Source organism: Prevotella sp. S7-1-8 (assembly GCF_000758925.1).
Taxonomy (GTDB): Bacteria; Bacteroidota; Bacteroidia; order Bacteroidales; family Bacteroidaceae; genus Prevotella.
This window is the reverse complement of record NZ_JRNC01000026.1, coordinates 60,296-79,155: the sequence shown is the minus strand read 5'-3', so window position 1 is coordinate 79,155 and position 18,860 is coordinate 60,296. Positions and strand designations below refer to the sequence as shown.

At 50.6% G+C, this 18,860-nt stretch carries 15 protein-coding genes and 1 pseudogene; 8 read left to right on the top strand and 8 right to left on the bottom strand.

All coding sequences use genetic code 11. From position 1 onward, the window contains the following. Positions 1–531 precede the first annotated feature (531 nt). A complete protein-coding gene (locus HMPREF1640_RS13495; RefSeq protein WP_197051482.1) occupies positions 532–1,647 on the bottom strand; it encodes an HAD-IA family hydrolase in 1,116 nt (371 codons plus the stop codon). A gap of 231 nt (positions 1,648–1,878) precedes the next feature. Next, positions 1,879–3,189, bottom strand: coding sequence for a phosphopyruvate hydratase (gene eno / locus HMPREF1640_RS04310; protein WP_036892721.1), 1,311 nt, complete (start codon positions 3,187–3,189; stop codon positions 1,879–1,881). A 278-nt stretch (positions 3,190–3,467) separates the two neighbouring features. On the opposite strand from eno, the gene HMPREF1640_RS04300 reads away from it, so the two are divergent. Together HMPREF1640_RS04300 and HMPREF1640_RS04295 are read left to right on the top strand one after the other, a co-directional pair. Continuing rightward, positions 3,468–4,754 carry a histidine acid phosphatase gene (locus HMPREF1640_RS04300; protein WP_036892717.1) on the top strand — a complete coding sequence of 429 codons (1,287 nt, stop codon included), beginning with the start codon at positions 3,468–3,470 and terminating at the stop codon, positions 4,752–4,754. Continuing rightward, the gene (locus HMPREF1640_RS04295) at positions 4,751–5,710 is read left to right on the top strand and encodes a DNA/RNA non-specific endonuclease (protein ID WP_231565831.1); all 960 of its coding nucleotides are present in this window, start codon (positions 4,751–4,753) and stop codon (positions 5,708–5,710) included. Before HMPREF1640_RS04300 ends, HMPREF1640_RS04295 begins: the two co-directional genes overlap by 4 nt. Position 5,711: 1 nt before the next feature. On the opposite strand, the gene HMPREF1640_RS04290 is transcribed toward HMPREF1640_RS04295, so the two are convergent. From HMPREF1640_RS04290 to HMPREF1640_RS04270, 5 genes are all read right to left on the bottom strand, one after another. Then, entirely contained in the window at positions 5,712–6,401 is a 690-nt protein-coding gene (locus HMPREF1640_RS04290; protein ID WP_052051697.1) for a tetratricopeptide repeat protein, read from the bottom strand. 74 nt (positions 6,402–6,475) lie between these two features. Further along, positions 6,476–9,403: an excinuclease ABC subunit UvrA gene (gene uvrA / locus HMPREF1640_RS04285; RefSeq protein ID WP_081935268.1), complete on the bottom strand. Its 2,928-nt coding sequence runs from the start codon at positions 9,401–9,403 to the stop codon at positions 6,476–6,478. A gap of 86 nt (positions 9,404–9,489) precedes the next feature. Then, positions 9,490–10,218 (bottom strand): gliding motility-associated C-terminal domain-containing protein, encoded by a 729-nt coding sequence (locus tag HMPREF1640_RS04280; protein WP_036892740.1) that lies wholly within the window; start codon positions 10,216–10,218, stop codon positions 9,490–9,492. Next, on the bottom strand, positions 10,161–10,439 hold the full coding sequence (locus tag HMPREF1640_RS13195) for a hypothetical protein (protein WP_156098706.1): 279 nt from the start codon (positions 10,437–10,439) through the stop codon (positions 10,161–10,163). Before HMPREF1640_RS13195 ends, HMPREF1640_RS04280 begins: the two co-directional genes overlap by 58 nt. Before the next feature lie 622 nt (positions 10,440–11,061). Beyond that, complete coding sequence (locus HMPREF1640_RS04270) at positions 11,062–11,280, bottom strand: hypothetical protein (RefSeq protein WP_036892715.1); 219 nt, start codon at positions 11,278–11,280, stop codon at positions 11,062–11,064. Positions 11,281–11,437: 157 nt separating this feature from the next. On the opposite strand from HMPREF1640_RS04270, the gene rpsF reads away from it, so the two are divergent. The 5 genes and pseudogenes from rpsF (at position 11,438) to HMPREF1640_RS04245 (ending at position 16,016) form a co-directional block, all read left to right on the top strand. Then, positions 11,438–11,782: a 30S ribosomal protein S6 gene (gene rpsF / locus HMPREF1640_RS04265; RefSeq protein WP_036892713.1), complete on the top strand. Its 345-nt coding sequence runs from the start codon at positions 11,438–11,440 to the stop codon at positions 11,780–11,782. A 2-nt stretch (positions 11,783–11,784) separates the two neighbouring features. Further along, positions 11,785–12,057 (top strand): 30S ribosomal protein S18, encoded by a 273-nt coding sequence (gene rpsR, locus HMPREF1640_RS04260; protein ID WP_036892739.1) that lies wholly within the window; start codon positions 11,785–11,787, stop codon positions 12,055–12,057. A gap of 15 nt (positions 12,058–12,072) precedes the next feature. Then, positions 12,073–12,654 (top strand): 50S ribosomal protein L9, encoded by a 582-nt coding sequence (gene rplI / locus HMPREF1640_RS04255; RefSeq protein WP_036892712.1) that lies wholly within the window; start codon positions 12,073–12,075, stop codon positions 12,652–12,654. 233 nt (positions 12,655–12,887) lie between these two features. Next, on the top strand, positions 12,888–13,775 hold the full coding sequence (gene fabD, locus HMPREF1640_RS04250; protein WP_036892711.1) for an ACP S-malonyltransferase: 888 nt from the start codon (positions 12,888–12,890) through the stop codon (positions 13,773–13,775). A 90-nt stretch (positions 13,776–13,865) separates the two neighbouring features. Continuing rightward, a pseudogene (locus HMPREF1640_RS04245) lies at positions 13,866–16,016 on the top strand (alpha-amylase family glycosyl hydrolase). A gap of 205 nt (positions 16,017–16,221) precedes the next feature. Here HMPREF1640_RS04245 and HMPREF1640_RS04235 read toward each other — a convergent pair. Further along, positions 16,222–16,950 (bottom strand): SDR family oxidoreductase, encoded by a 729-nt coding sequence (locus HMPREF1640_RS04235; RefSeq protein ID WP_036892738.1) that lies wholly within the window; start codon positions 16,948–16,950, stop codon positions 16,222–16,224. Positions 16,951–17,064: 114 nt separating this feature from the next. Between HMPREF1640_RS04235 and sppA the strand changes: the two genes are divergently transcribed. After that, entirely contained in the window at positions 17,065–18,831 is a 1,767-nt protein-coding gene (gene sppA, locus HMPREF1640_RS04230; protein WP_036892706.1) for a signal peptide peptidase SppA, read from the top strand. Positions 18,832–18,860: the final 29 nt, after the last annotated feature.

The following is an 18,860-nucleotide window of genomic DNA, read 5'->3' as shown; positions in this document are numbered from 1 at the left end:
AACCCCCGAGGCTCGTCCAATATTTTTCCGTATGCCGTTTCTCACGACGCTGTATGCAGACGCTCACGCTTTTGCCCCACGTCTTTCACGGCTGTCGGTTCGCTGTCAATCGGGCTTTAAGCCCGGTCCCTCCAGCGCAAGGTGAAGAATCGCTTGTTTTCTCGACGTATGCAACAGATTGTTCATGTCTTTTGTTCATTTCTCCACATTTCATTTCTCCACATTATCCCATGAATATATTTTGGTTTTCCAATAAAAACGTTTGGTTTTGCTATCATGTTTCCAAGATAAAACAATATAGCCCCATTGTCAGCCATAAATCAGAGCGTGCGTGAAATGTAGGTGACGGCTATCCCATGCGTGTATGTATAAATGCCTGGCAAAAAACACGGCATTCCGACCATGGCCATTTTGTACGCCGCTCATGGCGAGGTGTCGTTAGGCGCATGTGGCATAGGCGTTAACAAGTGTTATAGTCTCATTTCATGATTATATATTTTTTTGATTAACAATCTGCGCATGCCGCGCCTGTCAAAATCGCGTTACTTTCTCAAACGCGATACGTTCGGTTTGTTTGCCATCGCGCTCATAGTAACACATGCCGCATCGCTTAAATCCTGTGCTGTCAAGCAGGTGAAGCATTTCCGCGTTGTCGTGGTTGGTGTCTATGCGTAGGCTTCTCACGCCTCGCTGGCGACATAATCGTTCGGCCTCGGTGAGGATGAGACGAGCCAATCCCTTGCCTCTATTCGACAGGGCTACTGCCAAGCGGTGAATGGTGGCATAAGGAAGAGTGGACTTCCACTTGCCTTTCAGTTGCTCATAAGATGGCTCGACGCCAAATGTCACGGCGGCGTAACCAACCGTTTCTCCATCAAGTCGAAGAGCGTAACCATTGCCTTCCCTGATGTCTTGCGCTATTTTTTCGTGCGGTGGGTATGATGTGTCCCATTGTTTTCGACCGTTGGCCTCCATGTCTATGGCGCTTTGATGAACTATTTCCCACGCCAATGTCTCGTCTTTCGGCCATGCTCGCTCAAAGTTGTAAGGCAAAAGTAGTGGTTTCAGTTCGTGTAGCATGGAGGGTGTGTCTTTGAAAACGATGCCATAAAAGCCTGCCGCCCGCGCGCCCTCTATGTTCTCGGGCTTGTCGTCGATAAACACGCACTCTTCGGGCAACACGCCAAATTTGTCCAAAAAGCATTGGTAGATGTCGGCGTGAGGCTTCAGCGTGTGCACGTCTTTGGAGATTAGCGAGTCTTCGAGTTGCTCGAAGATGCTGAATTTATCCATCACCTCATATACTTTGGATGACCAGTTGGAAAGCCCCAGCAACCTGTAGCCTTTCTCCTTAAGTTCAACCATGGCCTCGCGCAATCCTTCCGACTCCTGCGTGAATATTTCGATATAGCGCTGATTGAGCGCGTCAAGTGCGTTTCGGTATTCTGGCCATAGCCGCTTTTGCCAATCAATATAATATTGAGGCTCGTGTACGCCGCGGTCCATCTCGTTGTTAACCTCTGGCGGAAAGACGTTTTCCAAAAACCATTTGGCTTTGTGCTCGTCGCCTAAAACCGACGTAAAAAATGCGTGGAAATCGTATTGCACCAGCACTCCGCCGAAATCGAAAACAATATTTTTAATCATGGATATGGGGTTTGTGGGTTGAAAGTGTGAGATAAGCTGTTGGCGATGATGTATAATGGTGGATTGTCCGTTTCTGTTCATTGACCATGTCGCCACGGTCAATGTTTTTGTTGTCTTATGGCAGCTCGTCGATCATGATTTGGAACCATTCCTGGCGAATTGCCAAAAAAGGCACGCCCATGGTAGGCGTGCCTTGATTTATAATGGTATAATAGATTTACCCTTTTCTGATCACTTCAATTTGTTGTAACCATACTTGCTTGAGCAGCATAGCTCTTCCTCGATGCGAATGAGCTGGTTGTACTTGGCCATACGGTCCGTGCGGCTCATGGAGCCAGTCTTGATTTGTCCAGAGTTGGTTGCCACGGCAATGTCGGCAATCGTCGTGTCCTCTGTTTCGCCCGAGCGGTGAGAGGTGACGGTGGTGTATCCGTGGCGATGGGCCATCTCGATAGCGTCCAAGGTCTCTGTCAGCGATCCTATTTGGTTCACCTTGATCAAGATAGAGTTGGCAACGCCCATCTTGATTCCCTTTTCAAGGAATTTCACGTTGGTCACGAACAAGTCGTCGCCAACGAGCTGGCAGCGGTCTCCTATCTTGGCTGTGAGTTTCTTCCAGTTGTCCCAGTCGTTCTCGTCGAGGCCGTCCTCGATAGAGTCGATAGGATATTTGGTGATTAGTTCCTCAAGGTAGGCTATTTGCTCGTCGGCTGTGAGCTTCTTGCCGTTCTTGGTGTCTTTGGGCATGCCGTTCTTGAGTTGTCGATAGTCGTAGAACCATTGTCCGTTTTCTTGTACGGCAAATTCTGACGCGGCGCAGTCCATGGCGATCTTGACGTCCTTGCCCGGCTCATATCCTGCGTCTTTGATAGAGGCCACGATGGTGTCGAGTGCGTCCTCAATGCCGTCGAAATTAGGAGCGAAGCCACCTTCGTCGCCTACCGCGGTGGAGAGTCCGCGCTTCTTCAAGTTCTTGGCCAGGGCGTGGAACACCTCCGCGCCCATGCGTATAGCCTCTTTCTCGCTGGGTGCGCCTACGGGGCGAATCATGAACTCTTGGAACGCGATGGGAGCGTCAGAGTGAGCGCCGCCGTTAACAATGTTCATCATTGGAACGGGCAGGGTATAGGTGTTGCAACCACCGATATAGCGGTATAAAGGAAGGTTCAACGCTTTGGCGGCTGTCTGGGCGATGGCCAAAGAAACGCCGAGAATGGCGTTCGCGCCCAATTTGCTCTTTGTTGGAGTGCCGTCAAGCTCAAGCATTTTATTGTCAAGTTTGCGTTGCTCCAACACGCAGCAACCCTTCAAGGCGGGGGCAATGATGTTGTTCACGTTCTCGACAGCTTTAAGAACGCCTTTGCCGCCAAAGCGTTTCTTGTCGCCGTCGCGAAGCTCGAGAGCCTCGTTCTCGCCGGTAGACGCGCCTGATGGTACGCTGGCACGACCCATTACGCCGTTTTCAAGCGTCACTTCTACTTCTACCGTGGGATTGCCACGAGAGTCCATAATCTCACGAGCATGTACTTTTTCAATTTTCATCGTTATACCTTTTATGTTAGTTAATATAAAAAAATCTCTTTTTTATGTTGATACAAAGATACATTCAAATTTCGAATTGGCCAATTTTTAACTGTTATTATTTCTTGCTTTTTGTGAAATTTTTGATTTAGGTTCACTCCGGTGCTATCCATCGTGATTAGGTTAAGCGCGCCGTCGCTGGGGATAGAGGATTGTGGCGCGAAAATATTGTTAAAATACACAAATCGTTTGGATGGGCAAAAGCCATTGTTTATTTTTGCAATGTTATACTGTTTAATATGAAAAGAGTTTTTTTTAGTTTCTTATGTTTGTTTGCCGTTTCCCTGACAACGGGCGCCCAACAGGCTTGGCGCGATATAAAAAACAACCCCAATTTGGCTGGCAGCAACTACGTGGCCTACCAAGGGCCGCGCAAACGGCTCTCCCCTTCCCCTAAAGGATATGAGCCATATTATATCAGCCACTATGGCAGGCATGGCTCTCGCTATCTCATAAACACCTCCGACTATGACAAGCCTTTTTTAGTCTTGTCACGCGCCGACTCATTGGGCAAGCTGACATTGGCCGGACGGGAGGTGTTGCGAAAAGTGGGGTTGATACGCGAGGAGGCTAAACTTCGCGGTGGCGAGCTTACGTCGTTGGGCGCCAGGCAACACCACGCCATAGCCCGCAGGATGATATTACGCTTCCCGACAGTCTTCTCGGGCGACGCCTGCGTGGACGCTCGCTCCACGACCGTCATTCGTTGCATACTCTCCATGGAGAGCGCGTTGCAGGAGTTGGTCGCCCACAACCCGCGTCTGCGTGTTTGCCATGACGCGAGCCGTCACGACATGTATTATATGAACGACCAAGACAACAAGTATTGCGATCTTCGAGACACTCCGCAAACCCAAGCCACGCTGCGAGCTTTCCAAGCCAAGCATGTTAATTACGACCATCTCATGCGATACCTTTTCAACGACAGCGCCTACGCCGGTCATGTCGATGCCGCTGGTTTGGGCATGCGATTGTTCACCCTTGCCGCCAATGTGCAGAGCACGGAGCTGCGCCACAAAATTTCTTTATGGGATATTTTCACCGACGAGGAGCGATACAACACGTGGCGGTACAACAATGTGGGATGGTACATTTATAGCGGTCCATGTAAACAAGTGGATGGGGCGGGCATGTACACCCAGGTCAACCTGTTGAGAAATATTATCTTCACGGCCGACAGTTGCTTGCTGTTGCCGCATCCAGGCGCAACGCTTCGCTATGGGCATGAGGTCGACGTGCTGCCGTTGGTGTGCCTGCTCAATCTTAATGGATACGGTGAGACGATAGACAATTTGGAACAATTGGACATGCGCAGATGGAACGATTACGACATTTTCCCGATGGCGTGCAACGTGCAATTTATATTCTACAAGCCCCGAAAGGGCAAGCCTACCGCTGCCAACGCCTTGGTAAAGGTGTTGCTCAACGAGGATGAGTGTACGCTCCCAATACCTACGGATCGCGCGCCTTATTATCATTGGCAAGATGCGCGGGCTTATTTCTTAAATAGAATTTCAGGCAAATGAACAATCATGTCATATCCTCGATAACGCTTTTGTTTGTGGCATTGAGCGTGTCGGGATGCGCCAATTGCTCCGGCAAGCTGTCAGCAGAGGCTGAAAGGTCAATGTATGATTTGTCCCAAGGGGCCGCGTCTGCCGAATGTGAGAGTGGAGCGGAGGCAGGCCAACCGAAGCGACCGGAACGGCCAAATGACGCTCTGGGCCAAGAGACGAGGCTAAGAGATTGCCGGCCAGGCAGCCGAGACGATGGCATGGCGCGTGTCGGGACTGGAGAAAGTCTTGCTTGGCCCGCCCGGTTGACAAATGTCCCGGAACTGGTTTTGCGTCGCAAGGCTTATGCGTTATCTTTCAATACGGAGACATTGCTACCCAATTGGGTGGCGTGGAAGCTCACTGGCGAGGAGGCGGACGGGCCATGGAAGCGCAAGAGCGCGAAGTTTCACGAGGATTTTGACATCGACCCTAAATACCGGGTGTATCCTTCCGATTACAGCCGGTCGGGGTATGACCGAGGCCACATGTGCCCGGCGGGCGACAATAAATGGGACAAGGAAGCCATGCGAGAATGTTTCCTTATGACCAACATTTGTCCACAGTTGCACAGTCTCAATTCCGGCGACTGGAATAGCCTTGAGATGCAGTGTCGCGCTTGGGCTCGCCAATATGGCGAGATTTACATAGTTTGCGGCCCCATTTTTTCCAAGAAATCCAACAAGAAGATTGGCCGACCACGTCGCGTCGCTGTCCCCGTGGGATTTTTCAAGGTCGTTCTGTGCATGAGGGGCAGTCCAAAAGCCATTGGCTTTGTTTTCAAAAACGCGCCAGGGCACCACGCGCGAAACGAGTATGTGAACACTGTTGACGACGTGGAGCGTATCGTCAACATGGATTTCTTCCCGGCTTTGCCAGACCGTGTGGAGAATAGGGTGGAGGCCAAGGCCAATCTGGCCGATTGGTAACCTATTCTCGCTTGCACTTGCCAAACCATTTCCCAAGGGCCGCCCTTGGCGTCCCGAGTTTCACCAATGCCTCAAGATCCTGTCGCGCGTTGGCCAATTGCCCAAGCCGAATGCGTATGTCGGCTCTTGAGAGCAGATAATCGGCATTGTTGGGCGCAAGCTCTATGGCTTGGGTGTAGTCGTATTCCGACAGCTCCAACATGCCTTGCTCTTCTTCCATGCCTGCCCGGGCGGCCCAAGCGATGGCCGATTTGGGATAAGCGTTCACCAATTGGTTGATACCATCGAGCGCCTCGGTGTAGTGTTTGTCTTTTTGGTTGAGCAACGCCAATCCCAAAGCCCCCTCGAAATGCCCTGGCACTATTCGCAACAAGTGCTCGTAATCCAACCGGGCGAAGCGATACCGGTACAGTCGCTCGTTGACATAGGCGCGGTAAAACAGCGCGGCAATGTTGTTGGGCTCTTGCCTCAACACATAGCTGTATTCGTCCAACGCATATTGCCATTGTTCCAACCGTACGTTCCAACCGGCTTTTCTCAATCTCAAGTCAACGGAATCGGGATGATAGGCCAGCTCCTCCGTGGCTGCCGTCAAACTGTCGCGCGCCGCGCTCTTGTCGTTTTGCGACCATGCCGGCAGCGTTTGGCACAAGGCAAACGATAAATAAAATATAAATTTTATTGGTCTCATAACTATTTCCGTGCGGCCCCTTCTCTCACCCTTGGGCTTTGCCCTTTGCGCAGGATGGCGAATGGAGGCTACCGTTATATGTATTTAGGGGTAAATCCTCGCTTGCTTTTTGCCACTTCTTCTGGCGTGCCGGTGGCAAGGATCTCGCCACCCCCGCGACCGCCCACGGGGCCAATGTCAATGATATGGTCAGCCAATCGGATTACATCCAAGTTGTGCTCGATAACTATCACGGTGTTGCCTCTGTCCACGAGTTTACGCAACACATCCATCAAAACGCGTATATCCTCAAAGTGCAACCCCGTGGTGGGCTCGTCGAGGATATAGAGCGTCTTGCCCGTGTCGCGCTTGGCCAACTCGGTGGCCAACTTCACGCGTTGGCTTTCGCCGCCCGATAGCGTTGTGGAGCTTTGCCCGAGCTTGATATATCCCAATCCAACGTCTTGCAGTGTCTTTATCTTTTGCAGAATGTTAGGCACGTTCTCAAAAAACTCCACGGCTTGATTGATGGTCATGTCCAACACGTCGGCTATCGATTTGCCTTTGTACCTCACCTCTAATGTCTCCCTGTTGTATCGTTTGCCGTGGCACGCCTCGCATGGCACCAACACGTTAGGCAAGAAATTCATCTCGATGGTTTTGTAGCCATTGCCGCCGCAAGTCTCGCATCGACCACCTTTCACGTTGAAAGAGAAGCGTCCGGGCTTGTAACCCCTGATCTTCGCTTCGGGCAAGTTTACAAACAAATTCCTGATATCACTGAACACACCTGTGTAAGTGGCGGGGTTTGAGCGTGGCGTACGCCCTATCGGACTTTGGTCCACGTCCACCACTTTGTCTATGTTGTCCACGCCTGTCACTTTGTCGTATGGCATCGGTTTTTTCAACGATCGGTAAAAATGCTGTGAAAGGATGGGCTGCAATGTCTCGTTGACGAGGGTGGACTTTCCTGACCCTGACACGCCGGTCACCACGACAAGTTTGCCCAAGGGAAATTCCACGTCCACATTTTTCAGGTTGTTGCCGCGCGCGCCGAATATCTTGATGGCCTTGCCGTTGCCCTCCCTGCGTTTGGGTGGAATTTCGATAGCGCGCTCCCCGTTGAGATACTGGGCTGTAATGGTGTCGGTCTTGAGCATGTTGGCAGGCGTGCCTTGAAACACGACCTCTCCACCTTTGCGACCGGCGCGTGGCCCTATGTCTATGATCCAGTCGGCCGCGCGCATCATGTCCTCGTCGTGCTCCACTACGATCACGGTGTTGCCCATGTCGCGCAGCTCTTTCAAAGATTTGATAAGTCGATGATTGTCGCGTTGGTGAAGTCCGATGCTTGGCTCGTCGAGAATGTACAGCACGTTGACCAATTGCGAGCCTATCTGTGTGGCCAACCGTATGCGTTGGCTCTCGCCGCCTGACAAGGAGGCCGACTGGCGGTTCAGGGAAATATAGTCGAGTCCCACCTCCAGCAAGAAATTGACACGCGCGCGCAACTCTTTCACGATTTCGTGCGCGATCACTTGTTGCTGCTTGTCCAAGTGTTCCTCCACGTGCTCCAGCCAATCTTTCAGTTCTGATATGTCGAGATTTGACACCTCCGATATATTTTGTCCCCACATTTTGTAAGACAGTGCCTCGCGTTTCAGTCTCATGCCCTTGCACTCCGGACACTCGGCGTTGGCCAAGAACTGTGTGGCCCATTTGCGTCCCGCCTTTGAGTCGTCCGCCTCCATGACTGTGCGCAAGTATTTTACCACCCCGTCAAAGGGTACGAAGTAGTCTGTTGAGGTATGCACCACGTTCTTGTCTATGCGCACATCCTCGAGCGTTCCATCCATGATCTCGCTTACAGCGTCTTGTGGTATGTCTTTGAAAGGCGTCTTGAGCGTGCATTCATATTTTTTAAGTATTGCCTCTATCTGCCAGAATATCATCTGGTTTTTGTATTTTCCAAGTGGCACTATAGCTCCCTCCCTGATGCTAAGGCTTTTGTCTGGTATCACTTTTTTCATGTCGACGACGCTCACATAGCCCAATCCCTTGCATCGAGGGCATGCCCCCTCGGGCGAGTTGAACGAGAATATGTTGGGCGCTGGTTCCCCATAAGACAGTCCTGTCACGGGGTCCATCAACCGTTTGGAGAAGTTGCGCGCCTCGCCCGTCGCCTTGTCCATAATCATGACAACGCCGTCTCCTTGTTTCATGGCCACTCGCACGCTGCGTTTGAGCCGCTCGTCATCCTTGCCACTCACTTTCAGCTTGTCCACCACCACCTCGATATTGTGGTTTTTATAGCGATCCACCTTCATGCCTCGGACAATCTCTTTCATCTCGCCGTCCACGCGCATGTAAAGGTATCCTTTGCGGCGCATGCTGTCGAAGAGTTCCCGATAGTGGCCCTTGCGCTGCCTTACAAGTGGCGCAAGTATGTAGATGGCGCGCCCGTCATAGTCTGTGAGTATCATGTGGAGGATCTTTTCCTCAGTGTATTTTACCATCTTCTCACCACTCAGATAGCTATACGCCGTGCCGGCGCGCGCATAGAGCAGGCGCAAATAGTCGTATATCTCGGTCGTGGTGCCCACCGTGGAGCGTGGGTTCTTGTTGGTGGTCTTCTGCTCTATGCTGATCACGGGGCTTAGACCGGTTATCTTGTCAACATCGGGGCGCTCCATGTTGCCAAGGAAATTGCGCGCGTAAGCGGAGAAAGTCTCAATGTACCGACGTTGTCCCTCGGCGAAAATGGTGTCGAAAGCCAGCGAGGACTTGCCCGACCCTGACAGGCCGGTAATGACGGTTAGCGAGCCGCGCGGAATGCTCACGTCTATATTTTTAAGGTTGTGCACCCTCGCTCCATACACGTCTATCCACGAACCATTCGCAAAAGGTTCGCGTGTTGGCGTTGGCGTGTGGGCAACGCTGTCATTGTCGTTGACCTTTTCTATCTGTTGGCGTGTGGATTTTGGGGTCTCGTCGTTGTCCTGAGTGTTTGTGTTTCGGATCATTTCCAATGTAATGGTTGTTGCTTGGGTAAGGTGATAAAATGTGGTGGCAAGCCATCGTGGCTCCGCTTACAGAGGAATGTGCCGTGTCATGGCAGCTCGCTGCCTCCTGTGCCCTCTGTGTATCCTCTCAGCAGATTTACGTCTCGTTTTATGTTGTACGTTCGCCCATCGGCGCCTTTGGCCCTGACTAACACGTAGTAGACGCCTTGGCTCACGTCCTTGCCTTTGTACTTGCCGTCCCATCCACCTGCGGGATTGTCCCATGAATATATTTTTTGCCCCCAACGGTTGAAGATGGTGGCCTTGAACTCGATCAAACTCCGGTAGCCGGCCTTAGCCTTGTAGACGTCGTTAATGCCGTCGCCATTGGGCGAGAAAGCGTTTGGCATTTCCAGCTTGCTCTCATATATTGATACGCTGATGGGCGTGCCCTCCGATGCCCAGTATTGGTTGGTGTAGGCCACGCTGTCCGTTCCCCGCGTGAAAGTGGCCCACAACTCTACGAGGTGAGTGCCAGCCTCTACAAAATTGAGCGTCGTGTTTGGCTCGTATCTTATGAGATAGCAATGATCCCGATCGCCCTCTTTGTAAAAGTGCCATTCGTAATGGGCCGTCCATCCCTCCGCGCGCTCGGCGTTGGCCATAAAAGTGACGTTGAGTGGAGCCGACGCGGCGATGGTCGTAGTGGTCTGCTCGTTACCCTCGGCATCGGTATAGGTGCCGGTAGGCGATATGGTGGGCGATGTGTTTTGCGCTGTCAGTGACGTGGCAAAGACTGCCATAAGCGCGAGTAGTGCGTGTTTTCTGATTTCCATGTTGTATAGGTGGTGTTCGCGAGCAAGCCTTGGCATGGCTCGCGCCTTGTCTCGACAGGCGAGGCGGAGAAAAGCCTGTGGGCGCGGCAAGCCGCTCGATTAAGCGCGCTCGCGTGTCGCCGCGAGCGCAACGCGAAAGATGACAAGTCGTCGCTCGCCGTGCCCGTGTCAGTCTCCGCGATGGTGTCTCGTGAGAACCGTAGGCGGACATTGATATGCAAAGTTAGCTATTTTAGGCAAGAAACGCGGTATGTGTCAAGTTAAAAGATTTTTAAAAGCGTGAGGGCGGCGCGCGCGTTCCGTCGATACCATGTGCCCATCGTTATATGATTATTGTCCCCAACCCCTGTCCCTCTCTCTGTCTATGTGAAAAAACGTGTTGAAAAAGTTTGATAAAATGGCGTTTGTACATCGCTTATTTGCAAACGCGATAACATGTGGGCGTAAATACGCCAAATATGAGCGATTTTTGTAAGTCGCTGTGGAGCGGCGTGTTATGGCAAACGCGCCTTGGCGGGCCGTAAAACGCGTCGCGGACGGTTTGCCTTTAGGCCTTGTTCGAGCGCGGATTGATGCCTAAACGCGAGCCGTTTAGGTCTTTGTCGCGGCGCGAATGGCGTTCTTTCGTGGCGCCAACAAGCCCTAATCGGCTCGGCGGCATGGGGGCGAGGGGCGGCGCGATGTGCCCACGGGCGCGCGAAACAGATGCCTTCCTTTGCCAATCGCATGGTTGGCCGTTCTGTTTCTGTAAAAAAAACGTTGTGTTTTTTGTGACAAATATTTTATAAAAAGTGATGGCGGCTACCGCGCTTGAAACGTCTCGAAAGTCTTGACGGCGAGATATCAATAGTCGCTTTTGCTTTTCTCGTATTTGATAAAGCCCCAAATGCCGGCAATGATCATAATGGTTGGCAAGAGCGGCAGGTTGTGGTTGGTGAGCCCGAAAACGAACAGCGACGCAAAAAAGAGAACCCCTGTATATACAAGTGGAAGCCCCAAGCAGAACCTGTTCTTTTTAATTCCGCCCACGATAACATGGTATAATTTAACCGCGATGTTCATAACGGCGGCAAAATTACGAAAAAAACATGTTTTTACACGCCCGATTTGTGTTAAATAGCAAAAAAACAGTGGCTGCCAGCTTGTTGTGTAGGAAAAAAATATTACCTTTGCACACGCATTTTGCAAATTAACATTTTAATTCATTACAAACAGTAATATGAATCATTACGAAACCGTTTTCATTTTGACTCCCGTTTTGTCTGATGAACAGATGAAGGAAACGGTCGCTAAATTCAAGAAACTGCTCACCGACAATGGTGCTGAGATTTTGAACGAAGAGGCCTGGGGATTGAAGAAGATGGCTTACGCTATTGAGAAAAAATCAACAGGTTTCTATTGCCTGTTGGAGTTCAAGGCTGAGCCAACAGTAGTAGACGTTCTCGAAACAGGCTATCGCCGCGACGAGAAAGTTATTCGTTTTATGACCGTGAAGCTCGACAAGTATTCGTCAGCGTACGCTGAGAAACGCCGCGCTAAATGGGCAGCAAAAAAGGAGGCATAATTATGGCAGAGCAGAAAAAATCAGAAATTCGTTATTTGAACGCTCCTTCTATTGACACACGGAAGAAGAAATATTGCCGTTTCAAGAAGAGTGGCATTAAGTATATAGATTACAAGGATGCTGAATTCTTGAAGAAATTTTTGAACGAGCAGGGAAAAATTCTTCCCCGTCGCATTACAGGCACATCATTGAAATATCAGCGTCGCGTGGCCCAGGCCGTTAAACGCGCTCGCCAGATAGCCCTGCTTCCTTATGTAACCGATTTGATGAAGTAAAAAAGGAGGGTAGAAATGGAACTTATATTGAAAGAAGATATCATCGGTCTTGGATACAAGAACGACATCGTGAACGTTAAAAACGGCTATGGCCGTAACTACCTCATCCCTATGGGCAAGGCCGTTATAGCCTCTAAGAGCGCCAAGAAAGTGCTTGCCGAGAACCTGAAACAGCAGGCCAGGAAACTCGCCGCCCAAAAAGCTGAGGCCGAGAAGCGCGCCGAGGCCCTCAAGGACGTGGCTTTGGAGATATGCGCCAAGGTGGCCGCGACAGGTCACCTGTATGGCTCCGTAACCGCCGCAACCGTGGCGGAGGAGCTCGCCAAGAAGGGCATAGAGATCGATCGCAAGATTATCACCATGCGCGACGCTCGCAAAGTGGGCGACTATGAGGCCGTGGTACACTTCCACAAGGAGGTCGAGGTAAAGGTGCCTGTTAAGGTAGTGGCAGAGAACAAGCCGGAGCCTGTTGCCAAAAAAGAGGAAAAAACAGTAGAGGCCAACGCCGACGAGGCGCAAGCTGGCACGGAGGAGAGCGCCAAGCCGGCAGCCGCGGAGACAACGGAAACAGAGACAGAGGCTCCTGCAGCAGAATAATTAAGACCTATACTTTAAGCACTGTAAAACAAGTATATGCGATGATCCCAATCACTTTGCCGAAGTGGTTGGGATTTTGCGTCCTCGAGCGCGCGCTTTTTCCCTTGCCGTTTTGCCTAAGGTCGGTTTAAAAGGTTTGATGGCGCGATTTTAATTAATACATGGCACGTCGCGTTAATGTATATTTTTTTTGTATCTTTGCAGGCATAAATCAATTTTAGACTATTTGTAATATGAAAGCATTTGTATTTCCCGGACAGGGCTCACAGTTTGTAGGGATGGGTAAAGAACTCTATGAGAGTTCGGCTCTCGCCAAAGAATTGTTTGACAAAGCCAACGAAATTCTTGGATTTAACATCACCGACACCATGTTCGCCGGAACGGACGAACAATTGAAAGAAACCCGCGTCACTCAGCCCGCGGTTTTCTTGCACAGTGTGATTTCAGCTTTGTGCATGGGCGACAAGATGGAAGCCTCGATGATGGCAGGACACTCGCTGGGTGAGTTTTCGGCGCTTGTCGTGGCGGGAGCGCTTAGCTTCGAGGATGGCCTTCGGTTGGTGGCCGCACGCGCCAACGCTATGCAGAAGGCTTGCGAGGCTAATCCGGGCATGATGGCCGCTATTATTGGATTGCCTGACGAAAAAGTGGAGGAGGTTTGCCAAGAGGTGAGCGATGGTGGCAAGACAGTTGTGCCGGCAAACTATAATTGCCCCGGACAGCTGGTTATCTCTGGCGAAAACGAGGGTATCATGGAAGCGTGCGACAAGCTGAAGGCCGCTGGCGCTAAACGCGCGCTGCCGCTCAAGGTTGGCGGAGCCTTTCACTCACCGCTGATGCAGCCTGCCAAAGATGAGCTTCAGGCCGCCATAGAGCGCACGACTTTCTCCGATCCTCAATGCCCCGTGTACCAAAACGTGGACGGGAAAGCCCATGAAGAGGCCGCTGACATTAAACGCAATTTGATAGCCCAACTTACAAGTCCGGTGCGCTGGACGTTGAGCGTGCAAAACATGATAGCCGCGGGCGCGGACGATTTTACCGAGTGTGGCCCCGGCAAGGCGTTGCAAGGAATGATAGGGCGTATTGACAGGAATGTGAATGCCCACGGCCTGGCCTAACCTTTTGTTATATACAAGGGAGATTGCCAAGCATGTTGTTTGGTGGCAATCTCTCTTTTTTTCAAAATAAATGTCTCTGGCATTGATTTAATGGACAAGAAAGTTATAATTTATCAAGTTCTTCCCCGGTTGTTTGGAAACGCCAACCCTCGCCGTAAGCATTGTGGAACACTCAAGGAAAACGGAGTGGGAAAGTTTGGCGACTTGGATGACATTCGGCTGAAAAGTTTGCGTGACATGGGATTTACGCATATTTGGTACACCGGTGTCATTCGTCATGCCACTGCTACAAACTATAGCGGTTTTGGAATACCATGCCAACACGCGTCCGTCGTGAAGGGATTGGCCGGCTCTCCATACGCCATCGCGGATTATTATGATGTGGATCCGGACTTGGCGGACAATGTCCGTCATAGGATGGAAGAGTTTGAAAGTTTGGTAAAACGCACCCATAGGCTGGGCATGAAGGCAATCATAGACTTTGTGCCCAATCATGTCGCAAGGGAATACCAATCCATTGGGCGACCTGAGGGAGTGGACGACTTGGGAGAGAAGGATGACACGACCAAGCGTTTCTCCGCTCAAAACAATTTCTATTATTGCCCGGGACAAACATTTCTCCCCCCGGTGTCGCCGCGGGAAGGAGAGGAACCCTATGTCGAACGCCCTGCCAAATGTACGGGAAATGACCGATTTGACAACAGGCCAACCGTCAATGATTGGTACGAGACGGTCAAGCTGAACTATGGTGTGGACTATTGTGATGCCAGAGGCCGTAGCGAGCATTTCTCCCCATTGCCTGACACATGGCGGAAGATGGTGGACATCTTGCTTTTTTGGGCAACTAAAGGCGTGGACGGCTTTCGCTGCGACATGGCGGAAATGGTACCAATGGCATTCTGGAAATATGCCATCGATGCCGTAAAAAGTCGCTATCCCCAAATCATTTTCATAGGCGAGGTGTATGATGCCAACCAATATCGATCCTTTGTTCATGTGGGATTTGACTATCTTTATGACAAAGTGGGCATGTATGATTGCGTCAGGGACATTATATGCGACAGGCGATCGGCAAGCTCCATCACCCACTATTGGCAAAATGTGGACGACATAAAAGACCACATGCTCTATTTCTTGGAGAACCATGACGAGCAGCGCGTGGCGAGTGAATATTTTTGTGGCGACGCCCTCAAAGCCATTCCGGCCTTTATCGTCATGGCGACGCTCTCAAGAGGCGCCTTGATGGTTTACGCGGGACAGGAACTTGGGGAGGAAGGAATGGACTCGGAGGGATTTTCCGGCAAAGACGGACGCACTACTATCTTTGATTATTGGCATATAGAAAAACTGTACCACGGATATTTCGACACGTCGCTTTTAAAAGAGGAATCAAGGCTTTTGCGACGAAAATATCGGCAAATATTGCGGATGGCAAGAACTGAGCAGGCTGTGGCGAGGGGAGATTTTTTTGACTTGATGTACGCGAACCTGCATTCGCCCCATTTGAATCCTCGATACCACTACGCCTTTATGCGCAAACATGAGAATGACGTCATACTTGTGGTTGTCAATTTCTCGGACGAGCGAAGCGATGTCGGGATTACAGTTCCAGCGCACGCTTTTGATGTTTTGGGACTGAAAGAGGGCACTTTCAAGGCGATTGATTTGTTGGAGGGAGGCACTGTTGAAGTGAGCTTGACAAAGGATGGGATGGTAAACATGGACGTTGAGCGACATTGTGGAAGAATAATTAAATTCTGTGTCTAAATGGAAGACCGCGCATACTTGTCCAACATGGATGGCCATGGCGATTTTCCGCCCGCGCAGACGGCTGGGTATCTGCTCAGCCAAGTGATGGTGTCTATGTTTGGTTGCGAATGTTCGGGTAATTCCCGACTTGAGCGCAAGAAGAGCAATATGAGTTTTGTCCTTAATCGCAAACCAGACAAGAAAGAGGAAAAAAACATTGAGGGACGGATGAATGAGCTTATTTCCGAGGATATGCCGGTCACCTACGTGTATGTTGATCGTAAAGAATCGCGCGGCGCGGAGAGTTTTGAAAGGTTGCCCAACGAAAACGCTGATACTTTCAAATGTGTAAAAGTTGGCGACCTTGGCGCGTGCCTCGCCATGGGAAAACACGTTCGCTCTACCGGGCAGATTGGTAGATTTGAAATTATTGGAACCAATTGGGATCAATCAAAGATGACTTATCGCATTCGTTTCAAGATTGTTCCTTGAAACATCCTCGATAGAATTTTCTGTTTCCAAATTTAACAATGCGCCACCAGTCTCGCTCGCGCTGTCTTTCTTGTCCACTTCGACGCGTCTCGTTTCGTCGGGTTGCGCATTGCGTCCTGTTAATCCAGCCTGCGTCGCACTTCTGTCAAAACTTTGGCTTGAACGGCCTGCATGTTTAAGAATGGCAATGGATTGCGCTTGCTCCCTACTTGGCCAACTGGAGTCTTCGCCAAATAAATCGAGGTATGAGACGCCAAGTGCCAACGGCAATTCGCCATTTCCAATCTATCACCCTGACGTGCATGCCATGGCTCACGGCTGCCATCATCTCGTCTGCCGCCTCGTCGATGGTCATGGTCATTGGATAATGTGTGCCACGTATAAGGTCTGTGTCCACAAAGCCGGGCCGGATGTCCGTGAACCTAACATTCAGTTTGCGCGCGTAAGAGAGTTGCTCCAACGCTTGGATATAATTGTTTTGGAAAGCCTTGGTGGCGCTGTAGCTTGGCGCCGGCCCTAAGCCACGCGTGCCGGCCACGCTTGATATCACCGCAATGTGCCCACCGTCATGGCTTGCCATCCACCTGAAGGCTTCGCCTACCATTCGCGTGAAGCCCACGGCGTTGGTCTGAACGGTGTTTAACTCTATCGCCGGGTCAAGTTGCGTGTTTTTCTTTCCAACGCCCGACACGTGAAAATACAGGTCCACGCCACCTGTCTTCTCGATCAAGGACCGTAGCTCGCTGGCTGCGTTTTCGTTTGTCACGTCTATACATGCCGCGATGGGAGCGCTCTTTCCATGTACTTGTATGGTTCGCAACGCATCCATTCTACGTGCCGCCACGGCTACCGTCCATCCGTCCCGGAGCAGCCTGATGGCGACTTCGCGTCCCAATCCGGAACTGGCGCCCATTACTATCGCTTTTCGTTTCATGCGGCAAAAATAGACAATTGCCATAAGAAAAACAAGCAAAACGCACGTAACTTTAAAAAAAACACAGTATATTTGCATCAAATATCAACTTTTAAAAACGACATTGCCAAGCAGATGAAAGACTTCGTTAAGTATGTGGGCGCGACCATTGTTGGCCTATTTGTTTTTGGTATAATTCTCACGGCATTGGGAATGATGGGTTTGGTGGGCATGGTTGCTTCGGCAGAAGCCACCCAAAAAGTGAAAGACAATTCGGTTTTGGTGTTGGATCTCAATGGCGTCATGGAGGAGCAGGGCGACGGCAACTTCAAAACCATGTTGGTGGGAACTGACGCTGTGGGCATGCGTGAGACACTCTCTGCCATAAAAAAGGCCAAGGACAACAAGCGTGTCAAGGGAATTTTTCTCAACGCGGGTTTTTTGCAAGCTGACATGGCGCAGCTGGAGGAACTGCGCGCCGCGCTCGCCGATTTCAAGAAAACCGGCAAATGGATAGTGGCCTATGGAGAGGTGTATTCTCAGCAATGCTATTATTTATGCTCCGTGGCTAACAAAATCTACATGAATCCGCAGGGCGCCATAGATTGGCGCGGCATTGGTGGGCAGTTGGCTTTCGTTAAAGACGCATATGCCAAGATTGGCATTAAGATGATACCCGTGAAATGTGGAAAATACAAGAGCGCCACAGAGACATACACCGAGGATCACATGAGTAAACCCAGTCGTGAGCAAGCGGAGCGATATATTAATGGCTGGTGGCGTACGATGTGTCTGGCTGTAAGCCAAAGTCGTGGAATCAGCGTAAAAACGCTCGGAGAATACGCTGACCGTCTCATATCTTTTGATGACCCCAAAAACATGGTGAAATACAAACTTGTTGACGGTTTGCTTTATGATAACCAAGTGAAAGATGTCGTAAAGAAGATGTTGAGGATAGACAAGGATGACGAAATCAATCAAATCTCGGTCGATGCGATGATGAATGTGCCCGATAAATCCGAGGGAGATGAGATAGCTGTGTATTACGCTTACGGTGAAATCATTGACGATAGGGTGCCGCAAAACATTTTCAAGGGACAGCACTGTATCGTGGGCAAAGATGTGTGCAGGGATTTGGCGGCGCTCGCCGATGACGACAATGTGAAAGCAGTGGTGCTCAGGGTGAACACCGGCGGTGGATCCGCTTATGCCTCTGAGCAGATATGGCATCAGGTGGAACAGCTCAAAGCTAAAAAGCCCGTGGTCGTTTCGATGAGTGGCGCCGCTGCCTCTGGTGGTTATTATATCAGCTGCGGAGCCAATTACATCTATGCGGAACCTACCACAATTACTGGCAGCATCGGCATATTTGGGATAATACCGGATTTCTCCGAGCTGATGACGCAAAAGATTGGCATAAAATATGACGAGGTGAAAACCAATCGTAACAGCACCTTTGGTGGTTTCAAACCCATCACTGGCGAACAGTTGGGGCTTTTGCAAACCTATTTGGATCGCGGGTACATGTTGTTTAAAAGTCGTGTGGCAAAAGGTAGGCACATGTCGATGGACAAAGTGGAGGCCAACGCCCAAGGACATGTGTTTCTGGGTTGCGACGCCATCAAGTTGGGATTGGTAGACGGCTTGGGAGGCTTGGACAAAGCTGTGGCCAAGGCGGCGCAGTTGGCCAAGGTGAAAAGTTATTACACGGCGGACTATCCCGCACCGGCCAGTATAACAGAACAGTTTATGGATGTAGCGGAGACAAAGGGAGACAACTTGCTCAATGACAAAATAAGAAGCGCGTTGGGTATATTCTATGAGCCATTCATGCTCATGCAAACGGCAGAGGCACAGAGTGAATTACAGGCCCGGATGCCTTTCTTCATCAAGCTGAAATGACAGGTAGGGCGTTCATAAAATTCATGGTT

Coding starts and splice junctions, on each gene's coding strand:
- HMPREF1640_RS13495 (WP_197051482.1), bottom strand. CDS start 1,647: ATGATTAAAAATATTGTTTTCGATTTCGGCGGAGTGCTGGTGCAATAC.
- eno (WP_036892721.1), bottom strand. CDS start 3,189: ATGAAAATTGAAAAAGTACATGCTCGTGAGATTATGGACTCTCGTGGC.
- HMPREF1640_RS04300 (WP_036892717.1), top strand. CDS start 3,468: ATGAAAAGAGTTTTTTTTAGTTTCTTATGTTTGTTTGCCGTTTCCCTG.
- HMPREF1640_RS04295 (WP_231565831.1), top strand. CDS start 4,751: ATGAACAATCATGTCATATCCTCGATAACGCTTTTGTTTGTGGCATTG.
- HMPREF1640_RS04290 (WP_052051697.1), bottom strand. CDS start 6,401: ATGAGACCAATAAAATTTATATTTTATTTATCGTTTGCCTTGTGCCAA.
- uvrA (WP_081935268.1), bottom strand. CDS start 9,403: ATGATCCGAAACACAAACACTCAGGACAACGACGAGACCCCAAAATCC.
- HMPREF1640_RS04280 (WP_036892740.1), bottom strand. CDS start 10,218: ATGGAAATCAGAAAACACGCACTACTCGCGCTTATGGCAGTCTTTGCC.
- HMPREF1640_RS04270 (WP_036892715.1), bottom strand. CDS start 11,280: ATGAACATCGCGGTTAAATTATACCATGTTATCGTGGGCGGAATTAAA.
- rpsF (WP_036892713.1), top strand. CDS start 11,438: ATGAATCATTACGAAACCGTTTTCATTTTGACTCCCGTTTTGTCTGAT.
- rpsR (WP_036892739.1), top strand. CDS start 11,785: ATGGCAGAGCAGAAAAAATCAGAAATTCGTTATTTGAACGCTCCTTCT.
- rplI (WP_036892712.1), top strand. CDS start 12,073: ATGGAACTTATATTGAAAGAAGATATCATCGGTCTTGGATACAAGAAC.
- fabD (WP_036892711.1), top strand. CDS start 12,888: ATGAAAGCATTTGTATTTCCCGGACAGGGCTCACAGTTTGTAGGGATG.
- HMPREF1640_RS04235 (WP_036892738.1), bottom strand. CDS start 16,950: ATGAAACGAAAAGCGATAGTAATGGGCGCCAGTTCCGGATTGGGACGC.
- sppA (WP_036892706.1), top strand. CDS start 17,065: ATGAAAGACTTCGTTAAGTATGTGGGCGCGACCATTGTTGGCCTATTT.